Genomic DNA, 21,383 nt, shown 5'->3' on the forward strand with positions numbered 1-21,383 from the left:
CTTATTTCTTGGATCGAATGACTTCTTCAATCGCATGCTTCATGAGCGCCCCGGCCCGGTCCCAGGATAATTGAAGCATATCCTTTCTGCCCTGGCTTCCCTTTTGTTTGCAAAGCCCGGGATTTTGGTACGCTTTCCTCATGATTTTTTTCAAGCTGCTTAGATCCGGTTCCGCCCATAGTTGTCCCTTTTGCGCAAACAGGTTGCTGAATTTTTTCGAGATGGCTCTGTTCATGCTGCTTGACGGGCTCCGCAGCTGATACGGAACGAAAAATGAGTTGCTGAGTGTAAGGAAATCCATTTGCCCGCCCCAACTCGTCGTGATGACCGGTACGCCGCTCGCCAGCGCTTCCAGAAAAGGCAGTCCAACCCCCTCGCCACGAGTGGGGAGGACGAAAACGTCGCCGAGCGTATACAAACCTTTCAGCCGGTTTTCACTGAGCTGGCGGCCGATAATAACGACGGGGGCGGTATCTTTTCGAATACCCAATCTTTTTTTGTATTGCGCTATTTTTTGCTGAATCCATTTTTCGTCCTCATGCGCCGCATATCCGTTCGTTTTGATCACAAGCATGACGTTATCTTTAGAGGAAAACTCTTCCCAGTATGCCCTTAAGAGGCCTTCCGGATTTTTGCGATGCTGAAAGCCAAATACGGACACGAACGTAAACCTGCCCGCCGCACCCGGCACAGACATCTTCTTATTGTTCGGGTTAAACTCTTTGGTGTTTACGCCATGGGGAACGACAAAAATCGGGACTTTAACGCCGCTGTTCCTTAGCGTTCTTTTATTATGCCGGGAGGGGACGAAAACCGCGTCAAATTTGTTCATATGGGGAAGCCAGCCCTTGGGGGTCCTGCTTGTTTCCCAAACGGTATTCAAAATAATGAAATCATATTCCCTGCGCTCTTTTTCCCAATGAATGCTGCTGGGAATGCGGTGATAAATCAGCACTTTTTTGCCTTGGACGCCGTTTTTGCGGTGGTTTGACGCTCCGATGTTAACGGCCACTCCCTGCCGCTTTAGTGCTTGCGCATACGCTCTGCTGGCACGGCCAAGACCGCTTACTTTGTGTACGGGTCCCTTCCAGACGACATGATAGGGTGTCATTTGGCTGCCTTCTTCGCAGATTTACGATACCCTTTGCGTTGGTGAAAAGAAATGGAGCGATATGACTTGGCGAGGGAAGCCAGCTTGGAAGGCGATAATTGCGAAAAACTCGAATGCAAGCTTTTATTATTGGCAGGCTTTAAGATCATCTTTTCAGGCTCAGACGAGTGCAGGAAGTTCCCATACGTTTCAAATTCCGAAAAAGCGAATTGCTTGGATTTATTCATGCTTTTCATGATCGCCGAATACCAGCTGCTGCGATGTTTGGATTCAATCGCCCGTTTCAGCTGCTTTACTTTTGATTTGTTGAACAGCATGTAATGGGTCACGAAGGAGGAGCGGGAGGAGCGGCTTTTTCCCATCAATTTTTTATACGTCTTGAAGTATTCGTCCTGGCTCCAGTTTCTGCAATAAAATACGGTTTTGTTGCCCACCTTGAAAACATGCGGACGAATAAGCACGGTATCGGCATCAATGACCAAATAGTGCTCCGATGAGCCCAAAGTATTGCCGCCCAGCTTAAGCAGCTGCTGATAAAGCCATCCGGACCGGTCCCATGTTTTGGATTGATAATGGATGTTTTTCTTCGTTATAGGCAGAACCGTATCCTCATGAACGAATCTGCATCCTTTTTTCGCGCAAAGATCAAGAATTCTTTGCTTCCGCGGAGCTACAATCATGATTTCGCGGATCGGGTGCTTCACATATTTTCTTACTGCATCAATAACATGGGGGAGTGTAGCCAGATCTTTCTCAATCGCAGGAATGAACACATCAATTGGGGTTGTCATTTGCTCATCTCCATCTATCTGTTATATGGATTATCGTATGCCGGAAGAATGAAACGGGGTGGGTATAAGGGACGCGAAAAACGCACAAATGCAAGGGTTCCGGTCTATCGCTCTTTTCTCCGCACTTTTCTGCATGTATTGCCCCCTGTCCGAATAAATTTAAAAAAGAGAACAGGACAAACAGTAGGTGGGGATGCGACCAATGGGACTAAAAAAGCAAAGCTTTATCCGCGGGACGTTTATTTTGACCGTATCGTCGTTTTTTACCAAAGGGCTTGGTTTCGTGAACGGCATTTTGCTTGCGCGTTTTTTGGGGGCGGAAGGGGTCGGGCTGCTGATGATCGCCCATCCGCTGCTTCCGCTGTTTATTACGATGACGGAGCTTGGGCTTCCGGTGGCGATTTCGAAGCTCGTATCGGAGGCGGAGGCCAAAGGGGATGAAGCGCGGATCAAACGGATTCTCGCCGTATCCCTGTCCATAACGGGCACCCTGAGCGTCGTATTGACCGCGTTTGCGCTATTCGGCTCGAAATGGATCGCTTCGATCGTGTTGGCCGATCAGCGGGCGTATTATGCGATGGTTGCCATCACGCCGATCATTCCGATCATCGCCATGTCCGCGGTGCTGAAGGGATATTTTCGCGGCAGGCAAAACATGAACCCGCTCGCCTTATCCGATATCATCGAAAATTTGGCGCAAATCATCGTCATTATCGGCGTCGTCAAACTGCTGCTTCCTTACGGCATCGCGTATGCCGCCGCAGGGGCGATGGCCGCTTCCGTCATCGGGGAAGGCGCGGGACTGCTTTATCTGTTTTCGGTGTTCAAATGGGCCAACCGGGGGAAACCGAAGGAGACGCAGGCGATTCTCCCCAAAACATCGCACAAAGGGGACCGCACGCTCAGAGACCTGCTGCGCATCGGCCTGCCGATGACGGGCAGCGGCTTCATCCATTCCTTGTACCATGCGTTTCTCCCGCTTGTCATTACAAAAAGCCTGGTGTTGTTCGGCGTCGGCGTCGAGATGGCGACGAAGCAATTCGGCATGCTGGCCGGTTACGCCATTCCGCTGCTGTTCCTTCCCGGCTTTTTCACCCAATCGCTGTCGACGGCGCTCATCCCGGCGATCAGCGAAGCGAGCGTGGACAACAACAGCCGGCTGGTGCACAGCCGCATGGACATGGCCATGCGCACCGGACTTCTGGTCGGGGTGCCCTGCACCGTTATTTTGTATTTGTGGGCGGTGCCGCTGACGACGATCGTTTATCATTCGCCGGAAGCGGGCGTGCTGCTCAAGCTGTTGGCGCCGCTGTTTTTCCTTCATTATTTCGAGGCGCCGCTGAAGGCCATTTTGCTTGGTCTGGGCAAAGCGTCGACCGTGATGTGGAACCATATCATGACGAACATTTTCGAGATCAGCCTCATTTTCGTGCTTGGCTCCAACGTCGGGATCAACGGGGTGGCCATCGCCTTCGGGCTCGGCATTTTGCTGCAGACGGTGCTGAATTTTTTTGCCGTGGCGCAAACGATCGGTTTTTATTTCGATTTCCGCATTCTGCTTAAGGCAGGCGCGGGCGGAATCGTATTGACGTTTACGGGCCTTGCCTCCCACCGTTTTTTGGAGCGCATGGAATGGGGGCAAACCGCCGCCTTGTTCGGCTCGCTGCTTATCTCGCTCATCGCCTATCTGGCGGTTTTGCAGTTAACCCGCGCTTTGCGGAGCGGACCAAGGACGCCGACGATTACGCCGGTTTCTTGAGCGGGCAAACATAAACGCTGACATACAGGCGTCAGTCATGTTTCGTTATCCTATCCATAGAGAACGATATCAAATGAATTTTGGGAGGAACGAAAAATGAAAAGTGGGCAAGGGTTTGTTACGGCTTCGGTGACGGATCCGTTCGGCAACGTTTTGGGGATCATGTACAATCCGCATTATTGGATACGCTGAATCCCGGAATTTGACGCACATACTCCTTAGCAAGTCGCCTAATCGGCGGCTTTTTTCGTTGGAAAGAACCATGGAGCAAAATCCGAAATATAGTATTAAAACATCCGAAAAAAGGGCAAAAAGGCAATAAGCGAAGCGATGTCCAAAATAGAGATCGACTTCCTGAACCGGTTCGTTCATAATAACGGTAATCGATCGGATAACGACGCATGATTCGTTACCTTTAGGCCGTGTTTAAATACTCCCAAAGGATGTGAAAACGAATGAATCGAATCGACTGCGCCATCGAATTTGCGGCATACGCCCATCGGCACCAGTTCAGAAAAGGCAGCCAAATTCCTTATATCAGCCATCCTTTCGGCGTCGCCATGATCCTGCTTGAGGCCAAATGCAAAGAGGAGGTCGTCATGGCCGGCCTGCTTCACGATACGCTCGAGGATACCGATACGACGGACGAAGACCTCCGCAGCCGGTTCGGCGAGGAAGTGCTGCGGCTGGTGCAAGGCGCCTCGGAACCGGATAAAAGCTTGTCCTGGGAAGAACGCAAGGAACATACGCTTGAATTTTTGAAAAGCGCCGACCTGTCCACCAGGCAGCTGTCCTGCGCGGACAAACTGCATAATTTGCGCTCCGTTCGCAGGGATTTTGCTGTCCTTGGCGATGAGGTATGGAATAAATTCAAACGGGGCTACGACAAGCAGAAGTGGTATTACGTGAATTTGGTGGAAAGCCTCGGGTATGCTTCGCGTTTTCCGCTATTGGATACGTTCCAAAGCGAGGTCGAGTCCTTTTTCATGGGGCTGGAGTTTTCCGCAGAGGAGAAAAGCTGCCGCAGAAACCCCAAGTTTTTCGATGCGATGTTTGAATGTTTATTCGCTGCTCCCGAGCGGGTTGCCCAAATCGAAGACGAACTCGGGGAAAATGGACAGCTCGGCTGCAAACGGGCGGTCTTTGACCGTATCGAGCGCTGCCGGCAGGGGGATGCGGAGTGCGCGGAGAAAAAAGAAGAGATCTACCGTTATTTCACTTCCCGCGGCATCGATTTTGAAATCGACTCGGAGGGCACGGACATCATCATTTCCGCTTGCGCCGCCATGCAGGAGACGTTCCGGCTGTACCCGCATGAGGTGTATCATCATCTTCGCCGCAGTTTAAAAAAAGGGCGTTTGTAGACAACCGCGAGCATGCGCCGGGATCATTTTTTCGGAAAAAACGAATCCATCACATCCATTCCGCCCAAACCGTGCTATAATACGGTGAACGCTTTAAACTACACGGAAGAAGAGATGACATTTTGGGTACGCCGGCTCCATATTACAAACAAAAAACGAATGTGTTCCTGAATAAGTATTTTACCGGAAGCAAGCTTGATTACAGGCAAATTATCGCGATCATTATCCCGATATTTGTGGATCAAGCTTTTATTATTTTAATGAGTTTGTTGAACACGGCGATGATCGCCTCCTCCGGGGTTGCGGCCGTAAGCGCGGTCAGCATGGTGGATTCGCTGAACATTTTCCTCGTGAACGTCTTTATTGCCGTCGCGACGGGCGGGACCGTCATCGTGGCGCAGTACAAGGGCAGCGGGAACGACAGCATGGTGTCGAAAACGGCCGCGCAGGCCATTTCGGCGGTTGCGTTCATTTCGATTCTGCTGTGCGTGCTCGTGATCGCTTTTCACACTCCTCTGCTGAATTTGCTGTTTGGGCAGGCGGAAGCGGACGTATTCCAAAATGCAAGGCTGTATCTGATCGGAAGCTGCCTTTCGTATCCGTTTATCGCGGTGTTCCAAGCCGTGACGGGGTCGCTTCGAGGGGTGGCGGAGACGAAAGCTTGCCTCGGGCTTTCCCTGATTTTGAATCTGTCGTACCTGCTGCTGAACATTTTGTTTATTACCGTGCTCGATATGGGCATCATGGGACTCATTATTTCGCTGATTACAGCGAGGGTGCTCGGCATGGGCATTTCGCTGTTTTATTTGATCCGAATGAACCATACGCTTCGCTATCGCCTCAAGGATGCGCTGAAGATCGATTTTTCGCTGCTGAAAAAGATCATGATCATCGGCATCCCGTTTGCCGCGGAGCAGATGTTTTTTAACGGCGGCAAGCTGCTGACGCAGACGTTTATCGTGCAGCTCGGCACGCTCGCAATTACGGTCAACGCGATCGGCGGCTCGATTTCGCTCCTGTTCCAGATCGGGGGCAGCGCGCTCAGCATTGCGGTCGTGACGGTGGTCGGCCAGTGCATCGGGAACGGCAACATTCCGGACGCCCGGAAATTCATCAAGTCTTTCATCGGGCTGTCGACGGTATTTTTTGTCGTGATCGCGGCGGTCATTTTGCCGTTGTTCCCGTTTATCGTGCATTTGTTTTCGCCGCCGGCCGAGATTATTCCGGACATCTTTCAACTTACGCTTCTCATCGCGATTACGCAGCCGATTTTCTGGTCGACCAGCTTCATCATGCCGTCGGCGCTGCGCGCGGCCGGGGATTCGAATTTCACCTCGGTGACGTCGCTGCTGTCGATGTGGGTGCTGCGCGTCATTTTGGGTTATGTGCTTGCCATCCCGCTGAAATTCGGCATCATGGGCGTCTGGGTGGCGATGGTCACCGAATGGGGCGTGCGCGGCGCGATTTTCTGGTGGCGCTTCAGGGGCGAGAAGTGGTACCGCAGGAAGCTGATCTAGAAATGAAATAAAAACCGGATGGCAGTGATCATGATTGCCCACTTGGAATTGGCATCGGAGCCCTTTTAGGAATCCGTGCCTTCCAAGGGGGCATTTTTTTATGGAAATAAAGAGGTAAAGATGCTGCGAGTATGCGTAAAAAGGTCTCAGGTTAATGCGGAAATCAAGGCCCCGCCGGCTGCGCAAAACAACACGACGGCCCATGGGGGAAGCTTCCATAACATCAGCAAACCCAATGCGGCGATCGCAAGGCAAAAGTCATAAGGCGTATAAATGGCTTTCGTCCACACCGGATTATAGAGGGCGGCCAGCAAAATGCCGACGACGGCGGCGTTGATCCCTTTGAAGACCGACTGAAAATCAGGGCGGCGGCGAATCGCATCCCAAAACGGCAACGCGCCCGTAACCAGTAGAAAAGAAGGAAGGAACATCGCGATTAAGGCGAGCCCTGCTCCGATCCATCCGTTCATGACGGTTCCCAGATAGGCAGAAAAAGTGAACAAAGGCCCCGGGACGGCTTGAGCGGCCCCGTAACCGGCAAGAAACTGGGCATCGGTGACCCAGCCTGCAGGTACCACTTCGGCTTGCAGCATGGGAAGCACGACATGGCCCCCGCCGAAAACGAGCGAACCGACACGGAAAAAGGTATCGAACAAAGCCAGCACCCCGGAAGTGAACCCGGTTCGCAAAATCGGCAGCCCGAGCAGCAAGCCGAAAAACAAAATCCAGGCGGCAACTCCCGTACGCCTGCGGATCGATATGCCCAGCCGGGGAGCTTCCGGGATGTCGGATGTGGTTAGAAACCATCGGCCGAACAACCCCGCCGCGGCAATGAGTATCAGCTGGCTGTAAGCGGAAGGCCATAATAAAGTGATGATCGCGGTTAAGAGGGCGATCGTGCCCCGCGTCCGGTCGGGTGCCAGACTTCGGGCCATCCCCCAGACCGCTTGCGCGACGACGGCCACGGCCGCGATCATCAGTCCGTGCAGCCACCCGGCGCTGCTGACATCGACATGGTGAAGCAGATAAGCGAAGAGCATTAAAGCCAACGCGGAGGGCAGCGTAAAACCGATCCAGGACACGATCCCGCCGAGCAATCCGCCGCGCATCATGCCAATGGATATACCCACCTGGCTGCTGGCCGGCCCCGGAAGGAACTGGCACAAGGCGACCAGGTCGGCATAACTTTTTTCGTCCAGCCATTTTCGGCGGTTGACGTATTCGTCGCGAAAATAGCCCAAATGGGCGATCGGCCCGCCAAACGACGTCAATCCGAGTTTCGTCGACGCCCCGAGAATTTCGAGAATCGTACCTTTCCGCCTGCCTTCTGTTTGCGTTTCGGCATGCGATTTGGCTTCCGTTTGTCCCGCCATCTTTTGTTCCCGACCTCATCTCATGTTTTTCTGAAACTCCCTATAGGTTAAACATAATGGATATGCGTTTCTTAAGCAAAACAAATTATCATTCAAAGTGCCGACAAAAGCCTGTTGGGGTGAAGAATGCTCAGGCTGCCGTCTCATTGCTCGGATTAGCATAGAGGAAGATTGACTGCTCTCCTATTCATATACTTCAGTGTATCATTACATAAATAAATATATATTTCCGTTTATTTATTATCAATCATATAATGTGAAACAAAGGCAGATGCAGCGTCAAATTTGCAAGATCAATCCATGTAAAAATCTATGACATGTCAATGAAGGAGGGGGAAAACGTTTTAAAACTTGGAGGAAGGCTTACTCTGCCAAACCGGGCACGGGAAAGGGCGAATCATCGTCCGAATTGCGGAGTAATTCCGCGAGTTAACCTGAAAAACGACCAGCTATTAAAGTTGGCGATCGTAAATATAGGAGGATAAAATGGAAAAGTTAAACATCGGCATCATTTTAGGAAGCACGCGCCAAGGGCGTTTAAGTCCGCAAGTCGGAAATTGGGTGAAAGAAGTCGGGGATCAACGGGGAGACGCGAATTATGAAATCGTAGACATAGCAGACTATAAATTGCCGTTTTATGGAGAGGGTACCGGCAACGAACCCGGATTGGCGGCGTGGTCGGAAAAGCTTTCCGGCTTGGATGGTTTTGTATTTATTGTTCAAGAGTACAATCACAGCATTACGGGAGCATTAAAAAATGCGATGGATTCCGCACGCGACGAATGGAACAATAAGGCGGCGGGGATCGTCAGCTATGGTTCGACGGGCGGAGCCCGCGCGGCCGAGCATTTGCGGGGAATCTTGGGCGAATTGCTGGTTGCGGACGTTCGCGTGCATCCGACATTATCGTTGTATGCGGATTTCGAAAACTTCAGGACATTCAAACCGGCCGAATTGCATCTTCAAAATGTGAACGCGATGCTGGATCAAACGATTGCCTGGAGCGGCGCATTAAAAACTTTGCGGTGAACACGGCTGATGTTTTGCAAAAGTGAGTCTTGCGGCCTTAAGAGCCTCCGCCGTTTGCGGCAAAGGCAATTTTTGGCGTATATGCGCGCTTGCCGGGCAAAATCGCCGCTATCGGATTGTGGCGCATCGGGAAAAAACGCTACTGACATACTGCTGTCAGTAGCGTTTTTTTATCATTAGACCATCAAACGAAAAGTGGTCATGGTAAACGGATCCGCATCCAGCGATGCCACTCGTTCAATTTTTGGAGGTGCATTTCATGCGTGAAACCAACGTTGCAAATATGTCGAGTCAAAACCAACAGCAGCGGCGTTATTGGATTGGCGTCGTCTCCGAAGCTCATGTCAGATATGGAGAGGAAGGCGGTTTCGCGCAGCTTTGCCACGGCAAAGCCGCTCCGCTCCGCAGAATGCGACAAGGGGATTGGCTCATGTACTATTCGCCGCGGACGGAAATGAAAGGCGGACAAACGCTGCAATCTTTTACGGCGATCGGTCAGGTCGTGGACGATGAAGTCTATCCTTTTAAAATGAGGGAGGATTTTGTCCCATATCGCCGGAATATACGTTATTTCCCTTGCCGTAGCGTGAAAATTGCCGGTTTGTTGGACAAGCTGAGCTTCACCAAAGGAAAAGTTGGCTGGGGGTATTCATTTAGGTTCGGGCAACTGGAGATTAGTCAGGAGGACTTTATCATCATAGCGAATGAGATGCTTGGGGAGGGATGGGAGGAAGCGCTGCCCCTTTCTTAGCTCTAGACTATCAAAGAGGAAGGACGGCTTGGACTAATGTATCCCTCATCTCTCAACTACGTCAACTTATGTCATAATTGAGGTTTATACTGATGGTAAAGTCAGTTTTAGGTGAAATGAGGGAAACAGCCATGACCGAATATATCGAAATCCGAGGCGCGAGGGAGCATAATTTAAAAAACATCTCCCTGCGGATTCCAAAACGCAAGCTGATCGTGTTAACCGGACTTTCGGGTTCGGGAAAGTCATCCCTTGCGATGGATACGCTGCAAAAGGAATGCCAAAGACAATATATGGAGTCCATGGGGATGGTGACGGACTTCATCAGCAAACCGCGGGTGGATTCCATTCGGGGCCTGTCCCCGTCCATCAGCGTGAGCCAGCACCGTTCAAACCGGAATCCCCGGTCGACGGTCGGCACGGTTACCGAGATATACACCTACTTGCGTGTCCTCTATGCCAAGCTTGGCGTTCGCGTTTGTCCATCATGCGGCAAGACGGTTCCCGCCGATTTTGAAAGCGATCCGGTCATCATGGATATGGACCAGGAAGAGCTTGAAGAGCAGAATTCAAAAACGCCCGGCGTGAAATGTCCCCACTGTAAAACGCAAATGCCGAAATTGAAAATGGCCCATTTCTCCTTCAACAAACCCGAAGGAGCATGCGAGGCATGCACCGGACTTGGGATGATAACCACCGTCGATATCGGACAGCTGCTCGACGAAGACAAGAGCATTCCCGAAGGCGGCGTCCTGATGTGGGAAAATTGGGTCCGCGACTATTATTCGGATGTTTTGTCCGCCGCCGCCAAGCATTACGGCTTTGCATTCGAGCCGAACATGCCCATTCGGCGGTTTGACGCGAACACGCGCGATTTTCTGTTATACGGAGCCGGCAGTGAGGAGTTTAAGGCGCATTTTCCGGATATACGGCCCCCCAAATCCGTCGGAAAAGGCAATTTTGAAGGCATCGTGACCCAACTGTTAAGGAGACATCGCGAGAAAGACGGCGAATTTCAATCTTCCGGCAAAACGGACCGTTATTTCATTCAACAAACCTGTCCCCATTGCAAGGGAACGCGGCTTCGGCAGGAAAGCCGGCAAGTGACCATCCATGGCTTGTCCATCGTCGAGGTTGCCTCCTATTCTCTGCGCAAACTTCTTGCCTGGCTTGAGAAGATGGAGGAGCAGCTCACGGAGGCGGGCCGGCTGATCCTGGAGCCCATCTTGAACGATCTGGCAGAACGGATCCGCCGCCAGATCCATGTCGGTCTGGATTATTTGACGCTGGACCGCCAGGCCAACTCGCTTTCAGGCGGCGAAGCCCAGCGGCTCCGGCTTGCGTCGCTTCTCGGTTCCGGCCTGACCGGTGTCCTGTACGTGCTCGACGAACCCACCACCGGGCTTCACCCGCGGGATACGGGCAAATTGGTCAGCGTATTGAAGCAGCTGCGCGATTTGGGGAACACCGTGCTCGTCATCGAGCATGATACGGAGGTGATGAGAGCGGCGGACCACATCATCGACATCGGACCAGGCTCCGGCAAACACGGAGGCACCGTTGTCGGCTCCGGAACCTTGGATCAGCTGAAAGCCAGTCCCGAGTCCGTAACCGGCCGATTTTTGCGCGAAGAGGAACAGGGGCGCCCCGAACGGCAACGACGCACCGGAAATCAAGAACGCATCACGATACGAAACGCATCCGCCCATAATTTGAAAAATATGACCGTCGCATTTCCGCTAGGCTGTCTGATCACCGTTACGGGGGTATCCGGCTCCGGCAAATCCACCCTCCTCTTCGATATATTGGAGCCTGCGGCCAGGGCGCGTCTTCACGGGACGAACGTGATGCCAGGCAAACACGAGCGCATTGACGGATGGGAGCATATCGACAAAATCATAGCCGTTGACCAGTCCCCCATCGGACGAATATCGCGTTCCAACATCGCGACATACACCGATCTTTTTACACCGATCCGCAGCTTGTTCGCCAGCCTTCCGGAAGCGAGGAAGAAAAAATTGTCGTCCAAGCATTTTTCCTTCAATACCCCGGGCGGCAGATGCGAGAAATGCCAGGGCATGGGCACGCTGCAGCTGGAAATGCATTTTTTGCCTGACGTGGAAGTACGCTGCCCGGCCTGCCGGGGGAAACGGTTCACGGATGAAGTGCTCGAAGTGAAGTACAACGGTTACAGCATATCGGACGTTCTCGACGGGACGGTCCGGGAGAACGCTCCGGTTTTCGTGGAGCCGGAAATTGCCGGGAAGCTGAAGCTGCTGTGCGAGGTCGGACTGGACTATTTGCAGCTGGGACAACCGACATCGACCTTGTCGGGCGGAGAAGCCCAACGCATCAAACTGGCGAAGGAACTGGGCAAAAAAAACCAAGGACATACCCTCTATTTGTTGGATGAGCCGACGACGGGGCTCCATCCATGGGATGTACGTCAGCTCTGCTCCTTGCTGAACCGATTGGTAGACGCCGGCAATACGGTGATCGTGATCGAGCATAATCTCGACCTTATTGCGGAATCGGACTGGGTGGCCGATTTCGGGCCGGAGGGCGGCGAAGAGGGAGGACGCTTGATCGCTCAGGGCACGCCGGAAGAAGTCGCCGCCACCAAAGGTTCCCATACCGGAACATACTTGGCGGCCCATCTCTCGCGCGCTCGGAAGTAATCTAAGCCGGGAGGAGCCTTTACGCCATACCGTTCATCGGAAAATGATAAGGCAGTTCCAAAGAAAACTTTGGAGCTGCCTTTGCCGTTTTGTTTAAGATTTTTATTTTAAAGTCATTCCGTTACTTCAACCGTTTGGGGATCGGTTTCCATTTTATAGTCCTTGATGCTTCCATCTTTATTTACTTTAAATTCCGCAACTGCAGAAATGATATAGACGCCCGGTTCCTTCATCTTATAGTGATATACCTCTGAAATCGTCTCTTTACCGGAGAGCGTCCGAACCTTGCCTACATCATGAACCCCAAAAGAGTTGATTTGCTTTCCGTTTCTATCTTTAATCAAAAATACGAATATGTTCTCCCTGCTCATCATCGTCATTTTTTGTTCCGTGTTCACTTGAAGCTTGGCTTTTACCGCAAACGCCTTGCCCGTTTTCAGTTTCTTCGGAACGGTGACGCGGGCCGTAAAGTCCTTCATATCCGTTTTCTTGGATTCCATCCCTGTGTTTGTTGAAGGAAGTTGCTCCAGATTAACGGACTGAAAGACGAACAAATTCAAAAGAATGGCAACAACGACCATAATCTTCATGGATAAACACCTCCATTTAAAAGACGTCGGAAAAATGCCGACTGTTGCTGCTTTATCTATAATATTCTCCGAAAAGTGTGGACCCCGTGCATTAACCGGAGCTTGCACCAGGCTTCCCAACTGCACCCCCCAACATAAGCTTCCTGTTTTGGTATAATCATAGCTAAATAAGCATTTGCCGGGAATTCTTTCTCCAAATCAGGAAACGAGGTGCCTCATGGAAAATCAATTATTCGACCGCATTAAGGGCGGGCTGTATGGCGTGGCCGTAGGTGACGCGCTGGGTGGAACGACGGAGTTTATGAGCGCAAAAGAGGTCGAGGCGAAACACGGCTATTTGACGGAGATCATCGGCGGGGGCGTGTGGAGCCTGGAACCGGGGGAAGTGACCGACGATACGATGATGACGCTTTGCGTGGCGGAAGGGATTCTCGAAAATCCGAAGGAGCCGTTGGAGGCGATCGGGCGCCGTTTTATGGCATGGTATGGGTCGCATCCCAAAGACATCGGAAACATTATCCGCCACGTGTTTGAAAAATACGAGGGGGACTGGTTCGAAGCGGCCTTTGTTGCGCATATGGATATGGGGCAAAGCGGCGGAAACGGATCCCTCATGCGATGCCTGCCGGCGGCGCTGGCCTACAGCGACCCGGCGGACATGGAGCGGGTGACAACCATGCAGTCGCGGATGACGCATTACGATCCAAGGTGCGCGGAAGCCTGCATCCTGTACAACCGGATCGCTGAGCGTCTTTTGCAGGGGGAAAACCTAAGAGCGGCGATATTGGCCGAGGCGGCGGGAAGCGAGTACGAAGGTGTGATTGAAGCGCAGCCGGATTGCCCGCCGAGCGGTTACGTGGTCCATACCTTCCGGTGGGTGCTGCATATTTTGCTCCATGCGCCGGATTTTGCGGGCGTCGTGCAGCTGGCGGCAAATTTGGGAGGCGATTCCGATACGATCGGCGCCATCGCGGGCGGGTTAGCCGGTATCCACTATGGTTATGAAGGCATTCCCGCCCGATATGCGGAGGCGATTCTGGTTAAAGAGAGGCTTGACCGGGTTATTTCGGGGTTGTATGCACTCAGAACTTAGATGACGGAAATTTAAACAATGAAATACATTTTATAAACTTTTTGGATGGATTCGGAGTGTACAATGAAGGAAACGCATGGTAAGCGAAAACGGGGAGAATTCATATGAACACGAAGGTTTTATTTTCTGCGTCCCTTTTATGGTTTGGACTGCTGATAGGCTGCACGCCTCGGGCGGCGGTTGAGCTTGATCGCTCCACGGATCTTTCCGCGTCGAATCCCGCCGATCAAGCCATTGAAAAAGACGAAGTTTCGCCCGGGGCGGAAACCCCAAGCAAGCTCGCCAGCCAGTTTCCGAAATCGATTCTTACGGCTTCCACCGAACTCGACTCGGTGAAAGATACTCCATCCGTTCGTGCCGAGACGGTCACGGAGCAAGGAACTTTAATGATGATTTCGAACGGGTGGGAGGAGCTTGGTCATTTGGTCGTGCCGAGCAATTACGGACGGGAAGGCGACAAAACGTTTCAAAGCGATTATTCCGTTATTTATCGGCAGGGAAAAGAAAATCGGGTATTGCTGGAGCTGCCCGCTTTGATGTTTGCACGGCCCGATGACGAAAAGCTGTCCTTCGAGAGGGTTCGTTTCAAGGATGCCGACGTTTACGTTCTTAGCCCGCAGTACAAAACGGGTCATGGGGTGGAAGGATATCTGTTTGCGGTCGATCAACGCAGCGGCGAAGCTTTTCCTCTGCAAATCGTTAGCAACGGATATGAGTTTCCTACGCTGGTTTATTCCGAAATCGATCCGTTTCCTCATGTTGAAAACGACAAATTGGTCGTGCATCCGCCTGTTGGGGCGGGCGGCGACCCCATCGGGAAAATACAATACCGGTTGGATTTGGACAAGAAGCGGCTGGTATCCGAATAAATGAAAAGGCTCTCCAGCCTGCCATCCTTTTCGGGTACAGGTCGAAGAGCCAAGCAGAACGATAGGTCACATTTTACCCTTCGACATAGGACAAATATTCGAAAGCCGTCGTGCCGTACATCTGTTTAAAATGCCGGTTCAGATGGGCCAGGTCAACAAAACCGCAGCTGCTTACGGCCAGATAAACGTCTTTTTGCTGTTCGATGATTTGCTTTGCCTGCTCTAACCGGCAGTTGACGAAATACTGGTAGGGCGAGATGCCGGTGTTGGCTTTAAAAGCGCGGATGAATTGGTGGATTGCCGGCGAGCAATTCCCGGTTTACCGTCACCGAAGCGACGATCAGCAGAACAAAAGCCAGAGAGGCTCCGGCAATATACTTTAAGGTGGGCTTGAAGCCGCCTTGATTCACGGCAGCCAAAATGACGATATTCGAAGGCCCGGGCGTAAAGGTGACTACGATACAGTATAACAGAAACGACATGGTGTTCATGCTTTCAGGCTCCTTCAAGAGTAGGTTTCTTGCATTATAGAGCGCGGAAGCCGATAGGGAATAGTACGTTATTGCAAGGAGCCGCGTGAAGTTCGTGGTGAATGGTTTGGCGGGGCGAAGCGTACCTTGAGGTATATTTCGCCATATGCTAAGATAACAATAAAGAAGGGACCGTGCTGGAACACGATCCCTCAGCACAACAGCCGCTAAAAGAGCGGTCGGCCGTAAGGTTGATCAGAAAATAGACCGAATCCTTACCTAGGGCGGTCTATTTTCGTTTATTAAACGAAAGCAGCGCGACGATTAACGTCCCGAAGGCAAGCATCAAGCTTATCGCTTCATACGCTGTCATAGGCATCACCTCCCGTATGGGAGACTAGCCGACCGCCCTTATAGCCGAAATGTTGTACAATCCATATTATACCATAGGGCCCTCGTTGGAGGGCCTTTTTCTATTTAAGGAAAGGTCCTTTATCTTGCCTCGTATTTCAAATCACGCCCTCTATGATTTACAATACATGTAACGAAAGGGGACGGTATTCCGATGGATATGAACATTTTTATCGTCGAAGACGATGCCCATATCTTTGAAGCTCTGAAGGAACGGCTGGAAAAATGGTCTCTGCGCGTCACGGGACCGGATTCGTTTGATGACGTCATGCGTTCCTTTATTCAGATTGAACCTCATCTTGTCATTTTGGACATTCAGCTTCCGAAATACGACGGCTTTCACTGGTGCCGGGAAATCCGCGCCGTATCGAAGGTGCCGATCTTGTTCCTGTCTTCGCGGGATCATCCGATGGATATGGTGATGGCGATGAACATGGGCGCGGACGACTACATCCAGAAGCCTTTTCACATGGATGTGCTGCTGGCCAAAATCCAGGCGATTCTCCGCCGGACGTACGCTTACGGAGAAGAGGCGGCTGACGTGATCGAATGGAACGGCGCGGTGATCGACATGAAGCGCGGCGCCATCCGCAGAGACGGCCGGGAGGCCGATTTGACGAAAAACGAATTTTTCATTCTCGCCGTCCTTGTTCAGGCGAACAATGAAATCGTATCACGTCATGACCTGATCCGGAAGCTGTGGGAGGATGAGCATTTCGTCAATGACAACACCCTCACGGCCAATGTGACGCGCTTGCGCCAAAAGCTGGCGGTGCTTGGGCTCGAAGAAGCGATCGTCACGAAAAAAGGGCTTGGTTACATGGCCGTCACGTTATAAAGGGGGCGCATGGTTGGCGTGTTTTTACGTTATGTTGGTTATAAAAAAAGCTGGATCTTTTTGTTTCTGGCGCTGCTCGGTTTGACCGACGTACTCATTCTGCTCGATCACGGCATTGCGGTTAACGCAAGCTCCATGATCTATTTGAACGTCTTATTTCTGTTCGTCGTTGCCGTGTTTTTGGTGTGGCGTTATAAAACGGAAACGAAATATGCGGCGGCGCTCGCGGCACGAAGCGAAAACATAACTGAGGACTGGATCGAAACCTTGCCGGAGCCCGTCTTTTTCCCGGATGTAGTCACAAGCGAGGCGCTGCGTTCAGCCGATCTGTTTTACAGACGAAAGCTCTCCGATGTGAAGCAGGCGCAGTTGATCGAAAATGATTTTACGGCGTCCTGGATTCATGAAGTGAAGGCGCCGCTGACCGCGATGAAACTTACGATCGATGCCAACCGCAACGATCCTGCGATCCGGAAAATCGAAGCCGAGTGGCTGCGGATTCATTTGCTGATCGACCGGCAGCTGCATATGGCGCGCCTTCCTTCCCTCGAGTCGGATTACGTGCTGGAGCCGGCGTCCGTTCGGCGGCTTGCCGCGGAAGAGGTGCGCGACCTCGCTTCCTGGTGCATGGAAAAAAACATCGCGGTCGAATTCGAAGGCGAAGACGGGGAGGTCGTTACCGACCGGAAATGGTGCCGGTTTATCATCAGGCAATTGTTGACGAACGCCGTCAAATACAGCCCGGAGGGCGGGACCATTCGGATCGCAACAGGCGTGACGGGGAACGGAAATGCGATGCTGGTCATCAAAGACGAAGGGCCGGGCATTCCGGCGCATGACCTGCCGCGCATTTTCGATAAAGGCTTCACCGGCGGGAACGGCAGAATCCAAAACGCGGCGACGGGCATCGGGCTGTATCTTGCGCAAACCGTCGCGTCCAAAATCGGGATTACGCTCGGAGCATCATCCGGACAAAACCAAGGAACGGCGCTGCGGATGATTTTTACGGCTAAAAACGATTTTGAGTCGGTTCGGAGAGGGATGCTGACATAATGCATTCGTTCCGTTAGCCGGAATATGAACGACGGATTGTTTTCATAATGATAAATGATAACAACCAAGCAGCCAGGGCTTTCCTGACTGCTTTTTTGAATTGGCCGGTCTGTTCGAATGTTGCGGAAAAAGGGCGGCCCAAAGCAGCCGCGCTCAACGTGACGACATTGTCACATAACCCCGCCCGCTTGTCATCCAAAACGTGCGACAACACCCGGTGAACGAAAGTACAATGAGGATACAGCAAAACATGGAGGTTCATTATGAATGATATAAATTCGCAAAAAACGGTGCTGCGCGCGCAGAACGTCCGCAAATCGTACGGCTCGAAAGGCAGCGCCCAGCAGGTGTTAAAAGGCATCGATCTTCGCGTCATGGAAGGGGAATTCGTGGGCATCATGGGGCCTTCCGGCTCTGGCAAAACGACCCTGCTGAACGTCCTCGCGACCATCGACCGCACGACGGAAGGAACGATTCTGATCGACGACGCCGACATTTCAAAAATGAAGGATTCGGAGCTTTCCGCGTTTCGCCGGAACAAGCTGGGGTTCATTTTTCAGGATTACAACCTGCTTGACACGCTGACCGTGAAGGAAAACATCCTGCTTCCGATCTCCCTGAGCAAAATGGACAAAAGGCTGGCGGAAGAGGAATTCAAGATCATCGCCGACATTCTCGGCATCCGGGAACTGGCGAACAAATACCCCCATGAAATATCGGGCGGCCAAAAACAGCGCACGTCCGCTGCCCGCGCTTTGATCCACCGGCCTTCGATGGTTTTTGCGGATGAACCGACGGGCGCTTTGGATTCCAAATCGGCTTCCTCTTTGCTGGGAACGATGGAGGACCTCAACAAAAAACGTGCCGTAACGATCGTGATGGTCACGCATGATCCCGTTGCGTCCAGCTACTGCAGCCGGGTCGTGTTCCTGAAGGACGGACAAATCTATTCCGAGCTGTACCGCGGCGACAAAACGCGACCGTCCTTCTTCAAGGAAATCATGGACGTGCAGGCCGTGCTTGGGGGGGACAACGTTGACGTTATTTGAACTGGTCATCCGCAGCATTCGGAAAAACATCAAACATTACTACCTGTACTTTTTTGCGCTCATATTCAGCATGAGTTTGTACTTCGTCTTTGCGACGCTGCAGCATGATTCGTCGGTCGTGGAGCGGATGGGCTCGGACGTGAATTTTGCGACGTCGTTCCGTGTGGCGGGAATTTTGCTGCTCGTCATCGTCGCCGTATTTACCGTCTACGCCAACAGCATCTTTCTGAAGCGGCGCAGCAAGGAAATCGGGCTGTACCAGCTGATCGGCCTGTCGAAGATGGGCGTGGCCCGGTTTTTGATCATCGAAAACATGCTGCTGGGCTTGGGTGCCCTTCTGCTCGGTATCGGCTGCGGCGCGCTCGTATCGCGGCTGTTCCTGCTCATTCTGATGAAGCTGCTGGGCTTCGAAGGCATCGTCGGGATCGCTTTTTCGGCCACTGCTGCGCTGCAGACGGTGATTGTTTTTGCCGCGCTGATCATATTCACGTCGGTCCAGATGACGCTCACGGTATACCGCAGCACGCTGCTCGAGCTGTTTAACGCGGACCGCCAAGGCGACCATCCCAAAAAGCCGAAAACGATCGCGGCCGCGTTCCTTGCCCTGCTTGGCATTGCGCTGATCATTTACGGTTATGATCTGTCGGGGCATATGGTAAACGACATGCTGTTTTTTAACATGCTGTTGGTGCTGCTTTCGACGATTCTGGGGACGTACTTGCTGTTCCGGGTGACGATCGGCTGGCTGTTTTACCAGTTCCGGAAAAGAAAAGACGGGCATCTCGGGCTGCGGAACAGCTTGTCCCTCGCCCCGCTGATGCACCGGATGAAGGCAAACGCCAACTCGCTGACTTTGATCACGGTGCTGTCGGCCATGACGCTCACGATGGTGGCGCTGGCTTACTCGCTTTATTTTTCGGCGGAAAGCGATACCCGTATCTCGCTGCCGTACGATTTTGTGTTCGAAAATAAAGAAAAGGACGCCAAATCGTTTGGCGCGGAGCTGGAGAAGGCAGGCATCCGGTTCGATTATCAACCGGTCGAAGCGGTCCGGCTAAAAGGGCGGATCAGCGATCCGAAAGGGATATCGGAAGAATCTGCTCAGGGGATGCTTTTTCTCCCGGCGGAGCAGCTGCAGAAAGCAGGCATGAAGGTGAAGGTGCCGCCGAAAGGCGAGGCCGTTCTGTACGATGCGCGGGTGAATCTCGAAGGAAAAAAAGACAAGGAAGGCATGGGGTTTCCGAAAGAAATCGTTCTAGGCAAAAATGGGGAAACGAAAAAACTCCGGCTGACGGACCTCGTCATTCAATACGTCATGAACTACAGCGTTTACGGCGCTCAGCTGGTGACCTCGGAAGCGACCGTGCAGGAGCTTGAGAAGAGCATGCCGGGATCTCCCGGATACGAAAAAGTCCGCTTGGATACGTACCAGGTCCCGAGCAAAGCGGAGCGTGCCAAGGCATCGGCCCTTTACGCCAAATACGTGTCGGAGGACGACTTCGAACCCGATTTTCATACGCAATACGAAGCTGCGCTTCATTCGCTCGGTCTAATGATGTTTATCTCGGCATTTCTGGGGCTTGTGTTCCTCATTTCGACGGGCAGCATTTTGTACTTCAAGCAAATGACGGAAGCGGAGCAGGAAAAAAGAAGCTTCAAGACCTTGCGGCAGCTCGGCTTTGACGAGAAGGACATCATGAGGGGCATCGTGCGCAAGCAGCTGTTTGTTTTCGCCATCCCGCTTCTGATCGGCATCCTGCATTCCGTCTTCGCCGTCAAAGCGGCCTCGATCCTGGTGCTGTCCGACATCACCGTGCCCTCAGTCATTGCAATGGGGCTGTATGCGTTAATCTATTTTGTGTTTGCGGTTTTGACCATCGGCTATTACCGGAAAATCGTCAAAAACGCGATGTTTTAGCAGGCTCAACGTTAGGAAAACCATTTTTGTATCGAATCCGTGGGATAAAGAGGAGGAACCATCATGAAAAAATTCGGCGCAGTTGCCGCTTTTATCATCGTCATTTTTGCAGCGTTTTTCGTTTTTTCGTACAAGGACGTCGTCGATCGCTTCAACCCGTTCATAACCAAAGAATACGTCTACGTCCAGGTCAATCAACCGGCAAAGCCGGAAGATCACCGATTCAAGTACAACCTGAGCGGGTACAATACCGAGGGCAAAAAGAAAGACGTGACGTTTACGTCCAGCGTTGATTTGAAGCAAGGGGTCTATTTGAAGGTGCTCGCGAAGGGGGCGTATGTGCAGGAATGGGAGCAGGTGAAGAAGGAGGATTTGCCGAAGGGGATTGGGTGGTAAGGAGAATCAAGGTTAGATAAAAATAAGGTTAGAATAGCAGCTTGAATGGGGAAAGCATTCGGTGAAGCCAAACTGTAACCCGTAAGATGGACACTTTGAAAAAAGTGACCTCTTACGGGTTTTTGTGTTTTAATCATACTATCGAGAATACACGGGGAAAAAACACGTACATGCGCTATGGCAGTGTTCAGCGGGCATATCTTTCTTGTGTGAAGAAAGACTATTGCGCCTTTTCACTTCCGAGAAGGAAGTGAAAGGGCGCTGTTGTATATACGGGACCATTTCACAGATCCATGGCCTGGGCCCATGGAAAAGAAATTTCG

The 21,383-nt window shown here is 52.0% G+C and carries 19 protein-coding genes and 1 pseudogene; 13 read left to right on the top strand and 7 right to left on the bottom strand.

Translation table 11 applies throughout. The features are described from left to right. Position 1: 1 nt before the first annotated feature. Positions 2-1,111: a glycosyltransferase family 4 protein gene (locus RJP21_RS19330; RefSeq protein WP_310860766.1), complete on the bottom strand. Its 1,110-nt coding sequence runs from the start codon at positions 1,109-1,111 to the stop codon at positions 2-4. Further along, positions 1,108-1,902 carry a DUF6492 family protein gene (locus tag RJP21_RS19335; RefSeq protein WP_310860767.1) on the bottom strand — a complete coding sequence of 265 codons (795 nt, stop codon included), beginning with the start codon at positions 1,900-1,902 and terminating at the stop codon, positions 1,108-1,110. Before RJP21_RS19335 ends, RJP21_RS19330 begins: the two co-directional genes overlap by 4 nt. A gap of 202 nt (positions 1,903-2,104) precedes the next feature. Here RJP21_RS19335 and spoVB point away from each other — a divergent pair, with 202 nt between their 5' ends. The 3 genes from spoVB to RJP21_RS19355 all read left to right on the top strand — a co-directional run bounded on the left by spoVB (position 2,105) and on the right by RJP21_RS19355 (position 6,542). After that, entirely contained in the window at positions 2,105-3,661 is a 1,557-nt protein-coding gene (spoVB, locus tag RJP21_RS19340; RefSeq protein WP_310860768.1) for a stage V sporulation protein B, read from the top strand. Positions 3,662-4,116: 455 nt separating this feature from the next. Further along, positions 4,117-5,025, top strand: a complete 909-nt coding sequence (locus RJP21_RS19350; RefSeq protein WP_310860769.1) for an HD domain-containing protein — start codon at positions 4,117-4,119, stop codon at positions 5,023-5,025. A gap of 122 nt (positions 5,026-5,147) precedes the next feature. Continuing rightward, entirely contained in the window at positions 5,148-6,542 is a 1,395-nt protein-coding gene (locus RJP21_RS19355; RefSeq protein WP_310860770.1) for an MATE family efflux transporter, read from the top strand. A gap of 146 nt (positions 6,543-6,688) precedes the next feature. Here RJP21_RS19355 and chrA read toward each other — a convergent pair whose 3' ends face one another. Beyond that, positions 6,689-7,915 (bottom strand): chromate efflux transporter, encoded by a 1,227-nt coding sequence (chrA, locus tag RJP21_RS19360; protein WP_310860771.1) that lies wholly within the window; start codon positions 7,913-7,915, stop codon positions 6,689-6,691. A gap of 486 nt (positions 7,916-8,401) precedes the next feature. Between chrA and RJP21_RS19365 the strand changes: the two genes are divergently transcribed. From RJP21_RS19365 to uvrA, 3 genes are all read left to right on the top strand, one after another. After that, positions 8,402-8,944 carry an NADPH-dependent FMN reductase gene (locus tag RJP21_RS19365; RefSeq protein WP_310860772.1) on the top strand — a complete coding sequence of 181 codons (543 nt, stop codon included), beginning with the start codon at positions 8,402-8,404 and terminating at the stop codon, positions 8,942-8,944. Positions 8,945-9,203: 259 nt separating this feature from the next. Next, positions 9,204-9,695, top strand: a complete 492-nt coding sequence (locus tag RJP21_RS19370) for an EVE domain-containing protein (RefSeq protein ID WP_310860773.1) — start codon at positions 9,204-9,206, stop codon at positions 9,693-9,695. Between the two features lie 131 nt (positions 9,696-9,826). Continuing rightward, positions 9,827-12,373: an excinuclease ABC subunit UvrA gene (gene uvrA, locus RJP21_RS19375; protein WP_310860774.1), complete on the top strand. Its 2,547-nt coding sequence runs from the start codon at positions 9,827-9,829 to the stop codon at positions 12,371-12,373. 113 nt (positions 12,374-12,486) lie between these two features. Here uvrA and RJP21_RS19380 read toward each other — a convergent pair whose 3' ends face one another. Beyond that, a complete protein-coding gene (locus RJP21_RS19380) occupies positions 12,487-12,963 on the bottom strand; it encodes a hypothetical protein (RefSeq protein ID WP_310860775.1) in 477 nt (158 codons plus the stop codon). A 217-nt stretch (positions 12,964-13,180) separates the two neighbouring features. On the opposite strand from RJP21_RS19380, the gene RJP21_RS19385 reads away from it, so the two are divergent. Both RJP21_RS19385 and RJP21_RS19390 read left to right on the top strand, forming a co-directional pair. After that, the gene (locus RJP21_RS19385) at positions 13,181-14,056 is read left to right on the top strand and encodes an ADP-ribosylglycohydrolase family protein (RefSeq protein ID WP_310860776.1); all 876 of its coding nucleotides are present in this window, start codon (positions 13,181-13,183) and stop codon (positions 14,054-14,056) included. Positions 14,057-14,160: 104 nt separating this feature from the next. Beyond that, positions 14,161-14,925 (top strand): hypothetical protein, encoded by a 765-nt coding sequence (locus RJP21_RS19390; RefSeq protein ID WP_310860777.1) that lies wholly within the window; start codon positions 14,161-14,163, stop codon positions 14,923-14,925. A 73-nt stretch (positions 14,926-14,998) separates the two neighbouring features. Here RJP21_RS19390 and RJP21_RS19395 read toward each other — a convergent pair. The 3 genes and pseudogenes from RJP21_RS19395 to RJP21_RS31315 form a co-directional block, all read right to left on the bottom strand. After that, positions 14,999-15,217 (bottom strand): annotated as a pseudogene (locus RJP21_RS19395) (helix-turn-helix domain-containing protein); the annotation flags it as partial. After that, positions 15,198-15,416, bottom strand: coding sequence for a hypothetical protein (locus RJP21_RS19400; protein ID WP_310860778.1), 219 nt, complete (start codon positions 15,414-15,416; stop codon positions 15,198-15,200). The gene RJP21_RS19400 and the pseudogene RJP21_RS19395, both read right to left, overlap by 20 nt. Before the next feature lie 268 nt (positions 15,417-15,684). Next, entirely contained in the window at positions 15,685-15,774 is a 90-nt protein-coding gene (locus RJP21_RS31315; RefSeq protein WP_397386245.1) for a putative holin-like toxin, read from the bottom strand. A 186-nt stretch (positions 15,775-15,960) separates the two neighbouring features. On the opposite strand from RJP21_RS31315, the gene RJP21_RS19405 reads away from it, so the two are divergent. From RJP21_RS19405 to RJP21_RS19425, 5 genes are all read left to right on the top strand, one after another. Further along, positions 15,961-16,644 carry a response regulator transcription factor gene (locus tag RJP21_RS19405; RefSeq protein WP_160043554.1) on the top strand — a complete coding sequence of 228 codons (684 nt, stop codon included), beginning with the start codon at positions 15,961-15,963 and terminating at the stop codon, positions 16,642-16,644. Between the two features lie 18 nt (positions 16,645-16,662). Then, a complete protein-coding gene (locus tag RJP21_RS19410) occupies positions 16,663-17,697 on the top strand; it encodes a sensor histidine kinase (RefSeq protein WP_397386246.1) in 1,035 nt (344 codons plus the stop codon). A 263-nt stretch (positions 17,698-17,960) separates the two neighbouring features. Further along, positions 17,961-18,746 (top strand): ABC transporter ATP-binding protein, encoded by a 786-nt coding sequence (locus RJP21_RS19415; RefSeq protein WP_160043552.1) that lies wholly within the window; start codon positions 17,961-17,963, stop codon positions 18,744-18,746. Beyond that, entirely contained in the window at positions 18,733-20,664 is a 1,932-nt protein-coding gene (locus tag RJP21_RS19420; protein ID WP_310860780.1) for an ABC transporter permease, read from the top strand. The genes RJP21_RS19415 and RJP21_RS19420 overlap by 14 nt, the downstream gene beginning before the upstream one ends. Before the next feature lie 63 nt (positions 20,665-20,727). Beyond that, positions 20,728-21,060, top strand: a complete 333-nt coding sequence (locus tag RJP21_RS19425) for a YxeA family protein (protein ID WP_310860781.1) — start codon at positions 20,728-20,730, stop codon at positions 21,058-21,060. Positions 21,061-21,383: the final 323 nt, after the last annotated feature.

The sequence above is a fragment of the Paenibacillus sp. VCA1 genome (genome assembly GCF_031583795.1).
In the GTDB taxonomy this organism is placed as follows: Bacteria; Bacillota; Bacilli; order Paenibacillales; family Paenibacillaceae; genus Paenibacillus_AQ; species Paenibacillus_AQ albilobatus.